Origin of the sequence: Streptomyces sp. NPDC059564 (assembly GCF_042735575.1) — a bacterium.
Classification (GTDB): domain Bacteria; phylum Actinomycetota; class Actinomycetes; order Streptomycetales; family Streptomycetaceae; genus Streptomyces.
Genome location: NZ_JBHWBP010000148.1, coordinates 1 through 17,698 on the forward strand (window position 1 = coordinate 1; position 17,698 = coordinate 17,698).

The window sequence follows — 17,698 nt, forward strand, 5'->3', positions numbered from 1 at the left end:
CCCGGGCGCCCCCCCACGCCGCCCCCCCCCCCCCCCCACCACGCCGTCCTAGAGGGTGCCGGTGAGGGCTTCCGGACGGATCGGCGTCTTGTTGATCTCCAGACCGGTCGCCTGCCGGATCGCCGCGATGACGGCCGGGGTGGAGGAGAGGGTCGGGGCCTCGCCCATGCCGCGCAGGCCGTACGGGGCCTTCGGGTCGGCGAGCTCCAGGACGTCGACCGGGATGGTCGGGGTGTCGAGGATGGTCGGGATCAGGTAGTCCGTGAAGGAGGGGTTGCGCACCTTCGCGGTCTTCGGGTCCACGATGATCTCTTCCATGATCGCGACGCCGAGACCCTGGGTGGTACCACCCTGGATCTGGCCGACCACGGAGAGCATGTTGAGCGCCTTGCCGACGTCCTGGGCGGTCGCCAGCTCGACGACCTTGACCAGGCCGAGCTCGGTGTCCACCTCGACGACCGCGCGGTGCGCGGCGAAGGTGTACTGGACGTGGCCGTTGCCCTGGCCGGTGACCAGGTCGAACGGGACGGTCGGGTGGTGACGGTACTCGAGCTCGAGGTCGATCGCGTCCTCGCCCTCCAGGATGTCGGCGATGTCCGCGAGGACCTCGCCGCCGTCGGTGACGACCTTCCCGCCTTCGAGCAGCAGCTCGGCCGTGGCCCACGCCGGGTGGTACGAGCCGTTCTTGCGGCGGCCGATCTCCAGCAGGGCCTCGCGGACCGCCTCACAGGTGTTCTTCACGGCGCCGCCGGTCATGTACGTCTGCCGGGAGGCGGACGTGGAACCGGCGGAGCCGACCTGCGTGTCGGCCGGGTGGATGGTCACCTGCGTGACACCCAGCTCCGTACGGGCGATCTGCGCGTGGACGGTGATGCCGCCCTGGCCGACCTCCGCCATGGCCGTGTGGACCATCGCGACGGGCTCGCCGTTGATGACCTCGAGGCGCACGCGGGCGGTCGAGTAGTCGTCGAAGCCCTCGGAGAAGCCGACGTTCTTGATGCCGACCGCGTAGCCGACGCCGCGGACGACGCCTTCACCGTGGGTGGTGTTCGAGAGGCCGCCGGGCAGCGCGCGGACGTCCGCGTTCTCGCCGGCGGTCTCCCACTGGCGCTCCGGCGGCAGCGGGCGGGCCTTGACCCGGCGCAGCAGCTCGGCGACGGGCGCCGGGGCGTCCACGACCTGGCCGGTGGGCATGACCGTGCCCATCTCCATGGCGTTCAGCTGGCGGAACTCGACCGGGTCCATGCCCAGCTTCGCCGCGAGCTTGTCCATCTGGGCCTCGTACGCGAAGCAGGCCTGGACGGCGCCGAAGCCGCGCATCGCGCCACAGGGCGGGTTGTTCGTGTAGAGCGCGATGGCCTCGATGTCCACGTCCTCCAGGACGTACGGACCGACCGAGAGGGAGGAGGCGTTGCCCACGACCGCCGGGGAAGCCGACGCGTACGCGCCGCCGTCCAGGACGATCTTGCACTTCATGTGCGTGAGCTTGCCGTCCTTGGTGGCGCCGTGCTCGTAGTAGAGCTTCGCCGGGTGGCGGTGCACGTGTCCGAAGAAGGACTCGAAGCGGTTGTAGACGATCTTGACCGGCTTGTTCGTGGCCAGGGCCAGGAGGCAGGCGTGGATCTGCATCGAGATGTCCTCGCGGCCGCCGAAGGCACCGCCGACGCCCGAGAGCGTCATGCGGACCTTCTCCGGCGGCAGGCCCAGGACCGGGGCGATCTGCCCGAGGTCCGAGTGCAGCCACTGGGTGGCGACGTACAGCTCGACGCCGCCGTCCTCGGAGGGCACGGCCAGGCCGGACTCCGGGCCGAGGAAGGCCTGGTCCTGCATGCCGAAGGTGTACTCGCCCTCGACGATGACGTCGGCGCGCTTGCGGGCCTCTTCCACGTTGCCGCGGATGATCGGCTGGCGGTGCACGATGTTCGGGTGCGGGACGTGACCGATGTGGTGGTCGTCGCGGCCCTCGTGGATCAGCGGCGCGCCGGGGGCGAGGGCGGAGGCCTCGTCCGTGACGAGCGGCAGCTCCTTGTAGTCGATCTTGATCTTGGCGGCCGCGCGGCGGGCGGTCTCCGGGTGGTCGGCGGCCACGAGGGCGACCGGCTCACCGTGGTGGCGTACCCGGCCGTTGGCGAGGACCGGCGTGTCCTGGATCTCCAGGCCGTAGTTCTTCATCTCGGCCGGCAGGTCGTCGTACGTCAGCACCGAGTACACGCCGGGCATGGCGAGCGCCTCGGAGATGTCGATGGAGACGATCTCGGCGTGGGCGACGGTGCTGCGCAGGGTCTGGCCCCACAGCATGTCCTCGTGCCACATGTCCGAGGAGTACGCGAACTCACCGGTGACCTTGAGGGTGCCGTCCGGGCGGAGCGTGGACTCGCCGATGCCGCCCTTGTTGTGCTTCTGGCTGACGTTCGTCGGAGCGCCTGCGGGCACGGTGCGGGTGTTCTGAGCCATGGTCAGACCGCCTCTGACTGACGGGCGGCCGCGAGGCGGACCGCGTCGAGGATCTTCTCGTAGCCCGTGCAGCGGCAGAGGTTGCCGGACAGGGCCTCACGGATGTCCTGGTCGGACGGGGAGGAGTTCTCTTCCAGCAGCGCGTCGGCCTGGACCAGGAGGCCCGGGGTGCAGAAACCGCACTGGACGGCGCCGGCGTCGATGAACGCCTGCTGGATGGTGGAGAGCTCGACGCCCTCACCGGTCTGGGAGTCGGCCGGCTTGGCCGCCCACTGCTTGGCCGCGTCCAGGGAGACGCCCTTGCCGCCACAGCCGCCGCCGGTGCCGCAGGCACCGCCGTGGCCGTGCTCCTCGCGCTGCTTGGCGAACTCCGCCAGGCCCTCGACGGTCACGACGTCGCGGCCCTCGACCTGACCGGCCGCGACCAGACAGGAACAGACCGGCACGCCGTCGAGGCGGACGGTGCAGGAACCGCACTCGCCCTGCTCACAGGCGTTCTTCGAGCCCGGCAGGCCCAGACGCTCGCGCAGCACGTAGAGAAGGGACTCGCCCTCCCACACGTCGTCGGCTTCCTGCTGACGACCGTTGACAGTGAAATTGACGCGCATGGTTACGCAGCCCCTTCAAGCGAGCGGCCGTTGGTGCCGCGGTACTGCTCCCACGTCCAGACGAGCTGGCGGCGAGCCATGATGCCGACCGCGTGACGGCGGTACTTCGCCGTGCCGCGAACGTCGTCGATCGGGTTGGCCGCGCCGGAGGCGAGGTCACCGAACTGCTTGGCGATCGACGGGGTGATGACCTTGCCCGACTCCCAGAAACCGCCCTCTTCGAGCGCGGCGTTCAGGAACTCCTCGGCGGCCTTGGCGCGGATCGGGGTCGGCGCGGCCGATCCGATGCCCGTACGGACCGTGCGGGTCTCGGGGTGCAGCGCCAGACCGAACGCGCAGACGGCGATGACCATCGCGTTGCGGGAGCCGACCTTGGAGTACTGCTGGGGGCCGTCCGCCTTCTTCACGTGGACGGTCTTGATGAGCTCGTCGGCGGCGAGCGCGTTGCGCTTCACGCCGGTGTAGAACTCGTCGATCGGGATCAGGCGGGAGCCTCGTACGGACTCCACCTCGACCTCGGCGCCCGCCGCGAGCAGCGCGGGGTGCGAGTCGCCGGCCGGCGAGGCGCAACCGAGGTTGCCGCCGACACCGCCGCGGTTGCGGATCTGCGGGGACGCGACCGTGTGCGAGGCGAGCGCGAGACCGGGCAGCTCCGTGCGGAGGTTCTCCATGATCTGCGTGTACGGGACGGAGGCACCCAGACGGACCACGTCCTCGCCGACCTCCCACTCCCGCAGGAGACCGATGCGGTTCAGGTCCAGGAGGTACTCCGGCCGGCGGTGGTCGAAGTTGATCTCGACCATCACGTCGGTGCCACCCGCAATCGGCACAGCTGTGGGGAACTCGGCCTTAGCGGCGAGCGCCTCCTCCCAGCTGGCGGGGCGAAGGAAGTCCATGAGCGGCTCTCTTCTTCTTCATCGTGTCGTTCACTTCAAGCCAGGAGGCCATAAGGCCCTCGACTGGTCGTTCACGTGCTGTTAACGCGGTGTGGACTCAGTACACCGGCCGCCTATCCCCCGGGTGCAGTCACCGAAACCATGAAGGAGTTGGCTGACGGCCTCCCTCGTCTTGTAGATTCGTATGAAAGGCAGGATGCGACGACCTGCCCGATTTCCAACGGCAACATTCGAGACAGATCGGCGGCGACATCATGCGGCTGCGCGCACTGCTGGAAACCGAGGCGCTGGGGCTGCGGCTGCTGGGCGGCGAGGACGAACTCGACCGGACGGTCCGCGGGGTCATGACGACCGACCTGAGGGATCCCAGCCGATACCTCTCCGGGGGCGAACTCGTCCTCACCGGCCTGGCCTGGCGAAGAAATTCAGCCGACTCCGAGCCGTTCGTACGAATCCTCGCGAGCGCGGGCGTCGCGGGCCTCGCGGCGGGCGAGGCGGAGCTGGGAGACATCCCGGATGATCTGGTATCAGCCTGTCGGCGCAACCGGCTCCCGCTGTTCGCCGTGAACGAAGACGTTGCATTCGCCACCATCACGGAGTACGTGGTGCGGCAGGTCTCCGGGGAGCGCGCGGGCGATCTGGCGGCCGTCGTCGACCGCCACCGACGCCTGATGACATCCGGTCCGGCAGGGGGCGGACCCGATGTGGTGCTCGATCTGCTCACCACGGACCTCGATCTGCGGGCCTGGGTGCTCTCCCCGACCGGACGGCAGATCGCCGGGGCAGGGGAGCCGCTGGCTCCGGGCGTCTGCGCGGCGCTGGCGAGCGAACACCTCGCGGCGGTCCGGACCGGCCGCAGGGGCCCGCACCGGATGTCCATCCAGGGTATTACGTACTCCCTGTTCCCGATCAGGGGACACGGCCGCGGGCCGGGCCCCGCCGCCCGTGACGTGCGCGAGAGCGTGCTGTCGGACTGGCTGCTGGCCGTCGAGGCGGACGCGGGCGACTGGCCCGCCGAGCGCCTGGACCTGCTCCAGGGCGTCACCCAGCTGATCGCCGTCGAGCGGGACCGCCGCGACGCGGCCCGCACCGTGCGCCGCCGGCTCGCCCAGGAGGTCCTCGAACTGGTCCAGACGGGTGCCCCGCCCGCCGAGATCGCCGCCCGCCTGCGGGTGGCCGCCCCGGTGCTGCTGCCCGGGCTGGGCTCCGCCCCGCACTGGCAGGTCGTGGTGGCCCGGGTGGACTGGGAGGGCGGGGACATCCCCGGCGGCCCGGTGGCCCAGTCGCTGCTGGAGGAGATCCTGGTCGACCCGTCGATGTCCGGGCCGGAACCCTCCGACCGGATCGCCGTCGCGCACGCGGGGGACGAGGCCATCGCCCTCGTACCGCTGCCCTCGCTCTCCGGCGACGCCGGGGAGGACAAGGGCCCCGACTCCGCCCTGCACGCGGACGCCCTGCTGGCGGCCGTACGCGAGCCCCTGGCGGCCGGCCTGGCCGACGACGGCCGGATCACCCTCGGTGTCAGCGCCGCCGTGCACTCCGCCGAGGGGCTGCGCGGGGCCCTGGAGGAGGCCCGGCACGCCCGCCGGGTCGCCGCGGCCCGGCCGGGCCGGGTCTGCGCCGCGGGCCACCACGAGCTCGCCTCGCACGTGCTGCTGCTGCCGTTCGTGCCGGACGACGTGCGCCGCGCCTTCACGGCCCGGCTGCTGGATCCGCTGCGGGACTACGACCGCCGCCACCGCGCGGAGCTCATCCCGACCCTGGAGGCGTTCCTCGACTGCGACGGCTCCTGGACCCGCTGCGCGACCCGGCTGCACCTCCACGTCAACACGCTGCGTTACCGGGTCGGGCGAATCGAGCAGTTGACGGGGCGGGACCTTTCGCGGCTGGAGGACAAGCTCGACTTCTTCCTGGCCCTGCGGATGAGCTGACCGAATCTGGTGACAGGGGCCGGCCGAGGGTGGCTGACGAGCCGTCCGGACTTTGTGAAAGAGTTCACCCGACCCCTTGGCCGATGCGCCCGATCCGTGCTCTCATTTCGCCCCAGGGCTCAAAGACGTGCTGCTTGGTTGCTTCGGGGAGGGCAATGTGGCGGATACCGCCATGTCCGGTGCGGGATCAACGGGGGGCGACGACCCCCTCCAGCGGGCGATATGGCGGCTGCGTTCGCGCGGCTGTTGGACCGACGCGGCGGCCCTGCTGACGCCGCACGCGAACGACGCCGGAGCGGCGGTGCAGCGCACCGCGCTCCTCGTGGAACGGTGCCTGTTCACCGGCCAGGGCTGGGCCGAGGCGGAGGACGCCCTGCGGGTGGCCGAGGCCGTGGCCCGCGACGACGACGAGCGCGGGGCGGCCGCCTGCGAGCGGGGCCAGCTGGCCTACGCCGCCACCGTGCTCGGCGTACGGGACCGGGCCGACGAGGCCCGCTCGGCGCTCGGCCGCGCGGCGGCCCTGCTGGCGCCCGGGTCGCGGACCCGGCCGCTGCTGGACTTCCGCCGGGGGCTGGTCGCCGAGCACCTGGCGGACGCCCCGCAGGCGGCCCGCCCGGCGTACCACCGGGCCCACGCCGGGGCGGAGGCGCACGGGGACACCCTGCTGCTGTCGTTCACCTGGCGGCACCTGGCGGCGCTGGCCCTGCGCGACGGCGAGGTCGCCGAGGCGCGCAAGGGTTTCGCGGAGTCCCTGCGCATCCGGGAGGAACTGGGCTTCCTGGTCGGTACGGCTCCCGCGCTGGCGGCCCTGGCCGAGGCCGAGCCCGAACCGGAGGCCACCCGCCTCCGCGCGGAGGCCCGCCGCCTGTTCCACCTCCTGGGCGGCATCCCCACCTGGCTCGCCGACCAACTGGCGCCGGCCCCGGCGTAACCCGGCGGGGCCGCCCGGGTGGCGGCCTCAGGCGGTGGAGCCCGCGAAGTGTTCGCGTACGAGGGACTCCACCACCGGGAGGTCCCGGGCGATCAGGGCCTCCAGGAGGGCCGAGTGCTCGGCCGCGTCGGCCACCAGGTCGGCGCGGCGCACGCGCGGGGCGCCCGGGAGGGGCCACTGGGCGCGGCGGTGGAGCTCCTCGGCGATCTGCACGAGCTGGCCGTTGTCCGCCAGGGAGAGCACCGCGCGGTGGAAGGCCCGGTCCGCGTCCGCGTACCCCGGGAGGTCGCCCGCGGCGGCCGCCTCGGCCGTGGCGAGGGCCGCCGGGCGCAGGGACTCCCAGGTCGCGGCGGGCACGGCGCGGGCCAGCCGGAGCATCACCGGCACCTCGATCAGCGCCCGGACCTCGGCCAGCTCGGCCAGCGCCCGGGGGGTGCGGGAGAGCACCCGGAAGCCCCGGTTGGGCAGGCATTCCACCGCCCCTTCCAGCGCCAGCTGCTGCATCGCCTCGCGCACGGGGGTCGCGGAGACCCCGAACCGCTCGCCCAGCGCCGGGCCCGAGTAGATCTCCCCCGGCACCAGGTCCCCGTCGACGAGCGCGGCGCGCAGCGCGTCGAGGATCTGCCCGCGCACCGAATGGCGCAGCACCTTCTGTGCCGGTACCAGCGGCTTCGCCGGGGCCGGCGCCCACGGCTCTTCGGCGGCCGGCTCTTCGAACGCCGGGGTGTGGGCCGCTTCGCGCACTCGGTCCTCCTCCAGGTCTCGACCGGTACCGAGGATAGGCGACGGCCCGGGCGGCCCCGGGGTTACGGCACGTCGAAGATCGGGTAAGGTAAGGCTAACCTTCTATCGATCCTCTGATGCGGTGGTCCGCCATGACCGGCTCGGCTGTTACCGGCTCGACTGTTGACGGCGTCCCGCCCCTGCCCGCACCCGCCCCGGCCGGCTCTCCGGTGGCGGAGGCGTACGGGCGCCTGACGGCGGCCTACCCCGGCCTGCGGATCGAGGAGCTCCAGGCGCACGAACCCCGCCCTCGCGGTGTGGGCTGGGTCGGCGCGGACGAGCTCGCGGCGGGCGGCGCGGCCCTCGACACCCACCTCGCCTGGGACGAGGCCCAGGTGCTGCGGGACCACGGCCGCGCGGCACGGCCCGACGTGGTGGCCGGCTTCGGCCTGCACCGGTACGCGTGGCCGGCCTGCCTGCTGATCACGCTCCCCTGGTTCCTGGCGCGCCGGGTGCCCCGGCTGCCGGTGGACGCGGTGTCCTTCCACCGGACCTCGGGGCGGATGGCCGTACGCGTGGAGGAGTTCGCCTGCCTGCCGGACGACCCGGCGGCCGCCCTTCCCGGGGCGCGGGTCGTCCCCTGCGAGGAGGCGCTGCGCGCAGAGGTGCGGGCCGCGGTGGCCCAGCACCTCGGACCGCTGCTGGAGGGTTTCGGCCCGCGGCTTCGGCGCGGACCCCGGGCGAGATGGGCCCTGGCCACCGACGAGGTCACCGAAGGCCTCTGGTACCTCGGGAGCCTGCTCGGCGAGGAGCGGCGGGCCGTGCGCGAGCTGGAGCTGCTGCTGCCCGGCGGGTCCGCCCCGTACACGGGCGGCGCCCGGTTCCGGGCGCTCGCCGGCCCCGGCGGGCAGGAGCTGACGACCCGGGACCGGGCCGGCTGCTGCTTCTTCTACACGGTCCGCCCGGAGGACACCTGCACGACCTGCCCACGCACCTGCGACACGGACCGGGTCGCCCGGCTCACCGCGGCGGCCGCCGCGGCCTGAACCCACCCGCAGGGATGAAGTCGAATCGAACGCAACTCGCTTTGTGCGAGCTCGCGTTCGAGCCACAACACCCTATCCGACGGGCCACGCCCCCCGATGGCGTCCACTTGACCCGAAACCCGCGTGCACCACTGACCGGCTGCGCCACTATGGCGCCCGGAAAGCCGCATACGCGAGGCAAGGGACACCGCATGAGACTGACCGACATATCGCTGGACTGGCTGCTGCCCGGCAGCCTGCTGATCCTGGGCGTCCTTGCGGCAGTCGCGGTGCTGGCGCGGGGCAAGCGGGAGGGCGAGAAGGCCGCGGCCGACGACAGCTGGGAGCGCAGCGAGGAACGCAGGCGGCGCAAGGAGGCCGTCTACGGCACCGCCTCGTACGTCCTGCTCTTCTGCTGTGCCGCGGTGGCCGCCGCACTCTCCTTCCACGGGCTCGTCGGCTTCGGCCGGCAGAACCTGAACCTCTCCGGAGGCTGGGAGTACCTGGTCCCGTTCGGCCTCGACGGCGCCGCCATGTTCTGCTCGGTGCTCGCCGTCCGCGAGGCGAGCCACGGCGACGCGGCACTCGGTTCGCGCATGCTGGTCTGGCTGTTCGCGGGCGCGGCCGCCTGGTTCAACTGGGTGCACGCGCCGCGCGGCGCCGGACACGACGGGGCCCCGCAGTTCTTCTCCGGGATGTCGCTCTCGGCCGCCGTCCTCTTCGACCGTGCCCTCAAGCAGACCCGCCGGGCCGCGCTGCGCGAACAGGGCCTGATCCCCAGGCCGTTGCCGCAGATCCGGATGGTCCGCTGGCTGCGGGCCCCGCGCGAGACCTTCGGCGCCTGGTCCCTGATGCTGCTGGAGGGCGTACGCACCCTCGACGAAGCGGTGGACGAGGTGCGCGAGGACAAGAAGGAGAAGGAGAACGACCGGCACCGCAGGCGGGAACAACACCGCCTGGACCGCGCCCACATCAAGGCGCTGGGCCGGCAGAACAGGGCGTTCGGGCGGGCCCGGGCGCGTCAGGTCGACGTGCAGGGGCTGGCCCCCGGGTCGGGCTCCGCGCCGGTCGGCGCGGAGCCGGCCATATCGGAAGCGGGACAGCTGCCCCTACTCCCCCGGCTCACGGCGGGAGGGGCCACCGGAAGGCCCTCCCTGCAAGCCGTGAACGCGAACGGAAGCGAATCACCTGATCAGTCCGGCCCCCGGACGGTGGACCTCACCGCCGAGGACGACACCCAGACCATCCCCCGGCTCGACTCTCTGGAGCGCAAACTGAAGGACCTGGAGCAGCAGTTCGGCTGAACCCGGACCGCACACGTGCCAGCGGGGCGCCCTGCGCCCCGCTGCCGCATGTCCGGGCCCGGCGGCCCCCGAGCCGGACGGCGCCCGGCTCAGGCCGGGGCCACCGCCTCCAGCTCGAACCAGACCACCTTGCCCCGCCCCAGGGCGAGCGGGTCCACGCCCCAGGTGTCGGCCAGCGCCTGCACCAGGACCAGCCCCCGGCCGTGCGTACCGTCGTCGGCGGACGTTACGTACGGGGTGGGGCGGCGGGCGTTGTGGTCGCGGACCTCGACCCGTAAGCGGGTGGCGGCCAGCCGTACGGACACCTCCGCACCCTGATCGGTATGGACCAGGGCGTTGGTGACGAGCTCGGTGACCAGCAGCTCGGCCACGTCGGCGGTATCGGCCCGGCAGCGGTGGCGCATCAGCTCCCGCAGCGCCCGGCGGACCTCACCCACCGCCTTCAGGTCGGCCCGGCGCACGCTCCGCCTGATCTCCGTCGTGCCCGTCCTCGCGGCCCCGTCCCCCGTGGACGGCTCGCGCTGCACCGGACTCCCTCTTCTCCATGGCTTGCCGGTATTCGCCCCCACCCGCACGGCGATGCCCCTCCCGCGTTCCCTCGTGCTCGAACAGGCCTACGGGATGCATGCCCCCGGGGGCAGTCCGCACTCCTGCGCGCTCAAGGGCGGGGCACGTTGCGGAGGTTGGATCGAGCCATCTGGAGCATCCGGCCGACCCCGCCGTCCAGCACGATCTTGCTGGCGGATAGTGCGAAACCGGTCACCATCTCGGCGCTGATCTTCGGCGGAATGGACAACGCGTTGGGGTCGGTCACCACGTCCACCAGAGCGGGTCCCTTGTGCTGGAAAGCGTCCTTCAGAGCCCCTGTGAGCTGCTTGGGCTTCTCGACGCGGACCCCGTACGCGCCCGCCGCGCGGGCGATGGCGGCGAAGTCCGGGTTCCGGTTCGTCGTTCCGTACGAAGGAAGGCCGGAAACCAGCATTTCCAACTCGACCATTCCGAGCGATGAGTTGTTGAAGAGGACCACTTTGACGGGCAGGTCGTACTGCACCAGGGTGAGGAAATCTCCCATCAGCATCGAGAAACCACCGTCACCCGACATGGACACCACTTGACGGCTCCGGTCGGTGAACTGTGCGCCGATGGCCTGCGGGAGGGCATTGGCCATGGAGCCGTGGCTGAAGGAGCCGATGATGCGGCGCTTGCCGTTCGGGGAAAGATAGCGCGCGGCCCAGACGTTGCACATCCCGGTGTCGACGGTGAAGATCGCGTTCTCGTCGGCGAGTTCGTCGAGTACGGAGGCCACGTACTCGGGATGGATCGGCGTGTGCTTCTCCACCTTGCGGGTGTACGCCTTCACCACCCCCTCCAGGGCGTCGGCGTGCTTCTTCAGCATCCGGTCCAGGAAGCGGCGGTCCGTCTTCGCCCGCACCCGCGTGTTCAGGGCGCGCAGGGTCTCCCGTACGTCGCCCCAGACCGCGAGGTCCAACTGGGAGCGGCGGCCGAGGTGTTCGGGGCGGATGTCCACCTGGACGATCTTCACGTCGTCGGGCAGGAAGGCGTTGTAGGGGAAGTCGGTGCCGAGCAGGATCAGCAGGTCGCACTCGTGGGTGGCCTCGTAGGCCGCGCCGTAGCCGAGCAGTCCGCTCATGCCGACGTCGTACGGGTTGTCGTACTGGATCCACTCCTTGCCGCGCAGGGCGTGCCCGACGGGGGCCTTGACGCGGCCCGCGAACTCCATCACCTCGGCGTGCGCGCCGGCGGTGCCGCTGCCGCAGAAGAGGGTGACCCGCTCGGCCTCGTCGACCAGCCGGACCAGCTTGTCGATCTCCCCGTCGCCGGGCCGGACGGTGGGCCGGGCCGTGACGAGTGCGTGCTCGGCCGCCTTCTCGGGGGCGGGCTGCGAGGCGACGTCGCCGGGCAGGGCGACGACGCTGACCCCGCTGCGGCCGATGGCGTGCTGGACGGCGGTCTGGAGCAGCCGGGGCATCTGCTTCGGGTTGGAGATGAGCTCGCTGTAGTGGCTGCACTCGCGGAACAGCTGGTCGGGGTGGGTCTCCTGGAAGTAGGCGAGGCCGATCTCGCTGGAGGGGATGTGCGAGGCCAGCGCGAGGACCGGGGCCATGGAGCGCTGGGCGTCGTACAGGCCGTTGATCAGGTGGAGGTTGCCGGGGCCGCAGGAGCCCGCGCAGGCGGCGAGGCGGCCGGTGATCTGGGCCTCGGCGCCCGCCGCGAAGGCCGCCGTCTCCTCGTGGCGGACCTGGATCCACTCGATGCCGCCCGTGCGGCGGATGGCGTCGACGACGGGGTTCAGGCTGTCGCCGACGACCCCGTACATCCGCCGCACGCCCGCGCGCACGAGGATGTCCACGAACTGCTCCGCGACGTTCTGCTTGGCCATGGAGGGTCGCCCCTTCTGCTCCTGCCTGCTTCCGCGGCGTGCGGGCCGTGTACGGCTTCCATCCACGCACGTTCCGCCCGGTTACGCCTCCCAGACCGCGGCCGCCGTCCGGTCGTCGGCGTAGCCCTTGAGGCGGAGCTGGGTGTCCGCGAGGAAGGCCGCGAGGCCCGGCGGCTCGGGCTGCGACCAGCGGGCGGCGAGCTCGTCGGGGAGCAGGTTCTCCTCGCGCATGGGGTCGGCGAGGCCGCCGGAGCAGAGCAGCAGGGTGTCACCCGGGCGGGCCACGGAGGCACGGAAGCGGAACCCGCCGGCGGCGTCGCCGTCATCGGGCTCCAGGTCCTGCCAGCGGCCCGCGCGGAGCCGGAAGAGGCCGCCCGCGCCCGCGCCGAAGCAGACCCGGTTCGGGCACGCGGGGTCCAGGGGCAGCAGCAGCCCGCGCAGTCCGGCGGTGTACGCGTCCTCGGCGAGGCCGAGCTCGGCGGCGCGGGCCCGCAGACGGCCGTAGCCCCGGTCGGTGAGGCGCTGGAGCCCGGAGAGCAGGGCCTCGCGGCGGCCGGCCCGGATGTCGTCGGCCAGCCGCTCCCGGCTGCGGCCGACGGCCGCCGCGACGGAGTGGCCCAGCTCGGCGGCGGCCTCCCGGGCGCCGGGGGCGGCCCGGTCCCCGCCGGCCAGCACCACCAGGACCAGGGCCTCGTCGCCGCTGCCGAAGCGGGCGGTGAGCAGGAAGTCCCGGCGGGCCTCGCCCCGGTAGCGGGCGGAGTCCCCGCGCAGGGAGGCGGCGCGCAGGGTGTAGCCGCCGTAGCGGGCCCCCTCCAGGACGGTGTCGGGCGTCAGGAAGTCGAGCGCGGCCGGATCGGCGGCGGGCAACGCGGTGGGCTCGGCGGCGTAGGTGGGCGCGCGATCCCCAAGATGCCGGACCGCCGGCCGCGGGCCGTTGGGCGGTTCCGGCTCCTCCGGGCCCTCGGGCGGCGATGCCCACCGCCAGGCGGGCAACTCCCCGCCCCCTCCCTCGGCGGGCGGCACGGCCACGTCCCCCCGCGCATACCCGGTCTCCCCGCCCACCCGCGGATCCACCGCACCCGGCGGCCGGGCCGGCGGCGCGGGCACCTCCGGCCGGGGCGGCGCGGAACCGGACTCGGCCGACGGCGCCCCCTGCGCGGGCCCACGGGCTGCCTGCGGCGGTGACGGCGCCACGGAACCGGGCCCGGCGGGCGACGGCACCGGCCGCGCCCCACCCGGGACGGCAGCCGGAGGCCCCTCCGGCCCGACCCGCGCGGGCGGCACGAGCCCGGACGCACCCGGCGGGGGCGCGGCAGCGCGCGGTGGCACCGGGGCGGACCCGGGGTGCGGCTCAGGGCGGGCCGACGGGGTGGCGAGCGGTGGGACGCCCGGCTCAGGGCGGGGTGGCCGTGACGCCGGTCCCGGCTCGGCGGTCCGCGCGGGCGGCACGCCCGGGGCCGCGTACGTGGGCGGCAACACCCCGGGCGGCGCGCTGGGCGGCGGGGGCTGGGCCGGTGGCGGCGGTACGGGCCCAGCGGCCGGTACGGAGCCGGAGGGCGCGGGGGCCGTTCCTCGCGGCGCGGACGGCGGTGGAGGACTGCCCGGGGCATCCCGGGGTGGTGGGACCGGGACGGGGGGCCGGGGTGGGTCGGTGACCAGGCCCGACGCCGAGTGGAAGCGGTGGTCCAGGGTGTCCTCCGGGTCGGGCTCGGGGACCGCGTCCGGGTCCTCGTAGAGCTTCTGCCACCAGTCCTCCGCGCCCTGCTGACTCATGCCCACATTGTCGGCCTCCCCGGGCCCCGGAAAACCCGGAACGCGCGAAAAGGGCCCACCGGGCCGCCGCCCGGTGGACCCCTCCCGCTTTACCCGTACGGACTAGCGGACGTCGTACGCCCGCGCGACCGTCTGGGTGACCGTGGCGCCGTTCGCGTCGATCAGCCCGACCTTCAGCGAAACCTGCTTCCCGGAGGCCCCGGCATGGTCCACGACGGCCGTCCAACGGCCCCCGCTCTCCATCACCTTCGCCTCCGTCCAGTGCTCACCGTCGTACGAGTACGACAGCTTCGCGGCCGTGAGGGCCCCCGGCGCGTACCCGGCGTGCCCGGTGGCGCTCAGCCCGATCCGCTGGCCGTCCGCCGCCGCGACCGTCTTCAGCCCGTCCAGCGGAGCGTCGTACCGCGGGAACAGGACCGGCAGGCCCTGCGAGTACGCCGACGCGTCGAGCTTCGAGGTGAAGCCCCAGGTGGTCCGCACCGCGGTGGACCGCTGCCAGGTGCGGGCCGGAGCGCCGATCTTCTCGATGGACTGGGTCAGTTCGTACCGCCCCTCCTGCGCCGGGACCTCGAACACCCCGGACGGGTACCAGCTGTCGCCGATGACCTCGCCGTCGCGCTTCAGCTGGAGGCCGCCGACGTCACCGAAGGAACCCGGCTGCGCGTAGTGCGAGCCGTCCCCCCACATGGCGGGGGCGAAGCCGATCAGGTTGCCCTGCCGCTCGGCGGCCAGCGCCTCCTTGCCGGCGCGGTCGCGGGGGGCGACCGGTCCGGTCACCCCGTCGTACCAGGCGGCCGTCGTCCGGGCGCCCTTGGCGTACGTCCGCTGCTCGCCCGTCATGAACTCGCCCCAGGGGAAGCTGCTGGAGAGGACCTGGTCCCAGGCGGTGTCCCCGGCGGTGTAGTACTCGGTCCGCCTGCCCGGCACGGCGACGGTCTCGATCGAGCCGAAGGAGACGGCGGTGCCGATCGGCCGGTAGGCGCCGGCCAGGTCGATGAAGTCGGCGGCCACGCCCATGGACCGGTACGAGGACTCGACCTGCCCGAGGTCGCGGTCGCGCACCTCGTACGTGTGGGCGCCCCGCACCTGGCCCTTCTCGGGGAAGGCGAGGGAGTACGCGTACGGGCTCTTCGCGGTGCCCTTCCACTCCAGGGTGACCTTGCCGCCGGCGAGCCGGGCCAGCAGGGCCTTGCCCTCGGCGGACTCGACGCCCAGGACGGGCAGCGCGCCGCCCGCGAAGCCGGTGGAGGGGACCCAGCGGCCGGGGGCCTCGCGGTAGCCGAGCACGGCGGTGGCCCCGGCCGCCTTCGCGTCCTCGGCGACGGTGTTCAGGCCGCCGTCCTCGGTCTTCACGAGGACGACCGCTCCCTTGGCCCCGGCCGCGGCCAGTTCCCCGGGCGTTCCCTTGCCCGCGTCGACGAGCGGGGCGCTGCCGTGGCCGTCGAGGTTGTCGCTGCCGGTGGAGGCGGTGACCGGGTGCAGCGCGGGGCCGCCCGCCGCCCTCAGCTCGGAGAGCACGGGCGCGCCGGCCCGCCAGTAGCTGCCGAACTCGAACGAGCCGTCCTTCGCGCGGCCTTCGACGTCGGCGTAGTAGCCGCGGATGGTGCGGCCGCCCATGGCCGTGCCGGCGTGCAGCCAGACGTCTCCCCAGCTGCGGGCGAAGGCGAGGGTGGTGCTGCGGGTCTCGACGGGCTGGTCGGCTTCGATGGCCAGGCGTCCGGCCTTGCGGGCGTCGAGGACGACGGTGGTGTCCTTCTTCACCTCGGTCTGCGGACGGCCGAGGTAGGTCAGGGAGTCCGTCATCGTCGCGCCCTCACCGGCGTCGGGGGTGCCGACGAACGCGGAGAGGAAGTACGCGCCGGGGCGCACCCGGTAGACCTGGTCGACGGAGCCGTCGTTGAAGCGGCGCTCGCCGGAGGCGTCGTCCGTGCCGATGACGTCCAGGGAGGAGGGTCCGGCGGCGGGCTTGCCCGCGCGGTCGATCAGCTTGACGCGCAGGGTGACCGTCTCGGGCTCCACGTAGAGGGAGAAGGGGGTGGAGACGTGCACGCCGTCGGCGGTGGCGAGGACGCGGCCGGTGACGTCCCCGTACTGCGAGCGCTCCAGCTTCGCGGCCGGGTCGAGGCCGAGGGGCACCGTGACGGTGGCGCCGGCCGGGACGGTGACCGTGTTCCGGTCGAGGCGGGCGACCTGGCCGCGGACGGCCGAGCCGTCGTTGCCGGTGACCTTGCCGAGCGACAGCTTCAGCGTGACCGGCTTCGTACCGGTGTTGGTGTACGGGACCTCGACGCTCGTGCGGTCGCTGCGGTCCTGCGGCCAGTTGTACGCGCCGCCCTGGACGGCGGGGGCGCCGGTCACGGTGGCGTCGACGGCGGCCTTGACGTCGAGGCGGCCGCCGCCGGTCTCGCGTACGTCGCCGGGGACGGCGCTGTTCGCGGAGCCGACGAGGGCGGACTTGATCTGCTGCCCGGTCCAGTCGGGGTGGCGCTGCTTGACGACGGCGGCGGCCCCGGCGACGTGCGGGGTGGCCATCGAGGTGCCGGACATGGACTGGTACGCGTACACGCCCCGGCCGCCCATGTTCGCGGCGGAGATCCCGACGCCGGGGGCGGCGATCTCGGGCTTGAGGGTGTGCTGGAGCCCGGCGGGGCCACGGCTGGAGAAGACGGCGGTGGTGTCGTCGCGGTCGACGGCGCCGACGGTCAGCACGCTGGGCGCGCAGCCGGGCGAGGAGACGGTGTTGTTGCCGGGGCCGGAGTTCCCGGCGGCGATGACGAACAGCGGCCCCTGCTGGGAGAGGCGTTCCGCGGCGGCGGCCAACGGGTCGTCGCAGGCGGTCTGGGAGGGGTCGCCGAGGCTCATGGAGACCACGTCGGCCTTGGCGGCGACGGCCCATTCCATCCCGGCGATGATCCACGAGTCGAGGCCGTAGCCCTGGTCGCCCAGCACCTTGCCGCTGAGCAGCCGGGCGCCGGGGGCGACGCCCTTCTTGGCGCCGCCGCTCTCGGCGCCGGAGCCGCCGACGGTGGAGATGGTGTGGGTGCCGTGGCCCTGGCGGTCGGCGTCGGTGTCGGAGTCGGTGAAGTTCTTCGACTCGTCGACGCGGCCCTTGAGGTCGGGGTGGTCCAGGTCGGTGCCGGTGTCGAGGACGGCGACCTTGGTGCCGGTGCCGTCGAAGCCGGCGGCCCAGGCGGCGGTGGCGTTCACCTGCTTGGTGGAACGCTCCAGGCTGGCCTGCACCTTGCCGTCGAGCCACAGCTTCTTCAGCCCGCCCGCGGCGCGCGAGCGGCTGCCCGCCGACACGTCGGCCCAGAAGTCGGCGGCGTGCTCCTTGTCGGCGGCGAGGGCGACGGCGCCGATGGAGTCGAGGACCAGGGAGCGCTCGGCGCCGCGCGGGGCGGGCGGGGCGCTGCGGGCCACGTTCACGGAGCCGTCGTAGACCGCGATCAGGGGGAGCTTCTTGGCGTGCGCGTCGTCGTAGCCCTGGCGGATGAGGCCGGTGACGTTGAACAGCTGCGGGTCGACCGTGCCGGCGGCGAGCGCCTTCGCGGCGCTCTCGGGGTAGACGTATATGTACAGGCCGCACAGGCGGGTCTGGACCACGGGCTGCGCGCCGTTCGCCCCGGGCAACGCCCTGGCGGCGGTGCGGCCC

General features: G+C 73.3%; 12 protein-coding genes. 4 read left to right on the top strand and 8 right to left on the bottom strand.

Features of this window, described 5'->3' with window-relative positions; genetic code table 11:
- Positions 1–48: 48 nt before the first annotated feature.
- From ACFV0Q_RS23570 to ACFV0Q_RS23580, 3 genes are read right to left on the bottom strand one after another with little or no spacing between them, the layout of a single operon-like run.
- Positions 49–2,454, bottom strand: coding sequence for a xanthine dehydrogenase family protein molybdopterin-binding subunit (locus ACFV0Q_RS23570; RefSeq protein ID WP_385008299.1), 2,406 nt, complete (start codon positions 2,452–2,454; stop codon positions 49–51).
- Positions 2,455–2,456: 2 nt separating this feature from the next.
- On the bottom strand, positions 2,457–3,062 hold the full coding sequence (locus ACFV0Q_RS23575; protein WP_385008300.1) for a (2Fe-2S)-binding protein: 606 nt from the start codon (positions 3,060–3,062) through the stop codon (positions 2,457–2,459).
- A gap of 2 nt (positions 3,063–3,064) precedes the next feature.
- Complete coding sequence (locus ACFV0Q_RS23580) at positions 3,065–3,958, bottom strand: FAD binding domain-containing protein (protein WP_385008301.1); 894 nt, start codon at positions 3,956–3,958, stop codon at positions 3,065–3,067.
- 254 nt (positions 3,959–4,212) lie between these two features.
- Between ACFV0Q_RS23580 and ACFV0Q_RS23585 the strand changes: the two genes are divergently transcribed.
- Positions 4,213–5,889 (top strand): PucR family transcriptional regulator, encoded by a 1,677-nt coding sequence (locus tag ACFV0Q_RS23585; protein ID WP_385008302.1) that lies wholly within the window; start codon positions 4,213–4,215, stop codon positions 5,887–5,889.
- Positions 5,890–6,046: 157 nt separating this feature from the next.
- The gene (locus tag ACFV0Q_RS23590; RefSeq protein WP_385008303.1) at positions 6,047–6,820 is read left to right on the top strand and encodes a hypothetical protein; all 774 of its coding nucleotides are present in this window, start codon (positions 6,047–6,049) and stop codon (positions 6,818–6,820) included.
- Positions 6,821–6,847: 27 nt separating this feature from the next.
- Here the strand turns inward: ACFV0Q_RS23590 and ACFV0Q_RS23595 are convergent, their stop codons facing one another.
- The gene (locus ACFV0Q_RS23595; RefSeq protein WP_385008304.1) at positions 6,848–7,564 is read right to left on the bottom strand and encodes a GntR family transcriptional regulator; all 717 of its coding nucleotides are present in this window, start codon (positions 7,562–7,564) and stop codon (positions 6,848–6,850) included.
- Between the two features lie 116 nt (positions 7,565–7,680).
- On the opposite strand from ACFV0Q_RS23595, the gene ACFV0Q_RS23600 reads away from it, so the two are divergent.
- Both ACFV0Q_RS23600 and ACFV0Q_RS23605 read left to right on the top strand, forming a co-directional pair.
- On the top strand, positions 7,681–8,589 hold the full coding sequence (locus ACFV0Q_RS23600) for a (2Fe-2S)-binding protein (RefSeq protein ID WP_385008305.1): 909 nt from the start codon (positions 7,681–7,683) through the stop codon (positions 8,587–8,589).
- 191 nt (positions 8,590–8,780) lie between these two features.
- Positions 8,781–9,872: a DUF2637 domain-containing protein gene (locus ACFV0Q_RS23605; protein WP_385008306.1), complete on the top strand. Its 1,092-nt coding sequence runs from the start codon at positions 8,781–8,783 to the stop codon at positions 9,870–9,872.
- An 89-nt stretch (positions 9,873–9,961) separates the two neighbouring features.
- Here the strand turns inward: ACFV0Q_RS23605 and ACFV0Q_RS23610 are convergent, their stop codons facing one another.
- From ACFV0Q_RS23610 to ACFV0Q_RS23625, 4 genes are all read right to left on the bottom strand, one after another.
- Positions 9,962–10,333, bottom strand: coding sequence for an ATP-binding protein (locus ACFV0Q_RS23610; RefSeq protein WP_385008310.1), 372 nt, complete (start codon positions 10,331–10,333; stop codon positions 9,962–9,964).
- Between the two features lie 197 nt (positions 10,334–10,530).
- Positions 10,531–12,273, bottom strand: coding sequence for a pyruvate dehydrogenase (locus ACFV0Q_RS23615; RefSeq protein WP_385008307.1), 1,743 nt, complete (start codon positions 12,271–12,273; stop codon positions 10,531–10,533).
- Positions 12,274–12,354: 81 nt separating this feature from the next.
- Positions 12,355–13,335, bottom strand: coding sequence for a protein phosphatase 2C domain-containing protein (locus ACFV0Q_RS23620; protein WP_385008308.1), 981 nt, complete (start codon positions 13,333–13,335; stop codon positions 12,355–12,357).
- Between the two features lie 813 nt (positions 13,336–14,148).
- The coding region (locus tag ACFV0Q_RS23625) for a S8 family serine peptidase (RefSeq protein ID WP_385008309.1) at positions 14,149–17,698 on the bottom strand (3,550 nt) is incomplete at its 5' end.

What these genes read in the sequence shown, in the direction of transcription:
- ACFV0Q_RS23570 (WP_385008299.1), bottom strand. Translation starts at nt 2,454, where the DNA reads ATGGCTCAGAACACCCGCACCGTGCCCGCAGGCGCTCCGACGAACGTC.
- ACFV0Q_RS23575 (WP_385008300.1), bottom strand. Translation starts at nt 3,062, where the DNA reads ATGCGCGTCAATTTCACTGTCAACGGTCGTCAGCAGGAAGCCGACGAC.
- ACFV0Q_RS23580 (WP_385008301.1), bottom strand. Translation starts at nt 3,958, where the DNA reads ATGGACTTCCTTCGCCCCGCCAGCTGGGAGGAGGCGCTCGCCGCTAAG.
- ACFV0Q_RS23585 (WP_385008302.1), top strand. Translation starts at nt 4,213, where the DNA reads ATGCGGCTGCGCGCACTGCTGGAAACCGAGGCGCTGGGGCTGCGGCTG.
- ACFV0Q_RS23600 (WP_385008305.1), top strand. Translation starts at nt 7,681, where the DNA reads ATGCGGTGGTCCGCCATGACCGGCTCGGCTGTTACCGGCTCGACTGTT.
- ACFV0Q_RS23605 (WP_385008306.1), top strand. Translation starts at nt 8,781, where the DNA reads ATGAGACTGACCGACATATCGCTGGACTGGCTGCTGCCCGGCAGCCTG.
- ACFV0Q_RS23615 (WP_385008307.1), bottom strand. Translation starts at nt 12,273, where the DNA reads ATGGCCAAGCAGAACGTCGCGGAGCAGTTCGTGGACATCCTCGTGCGC.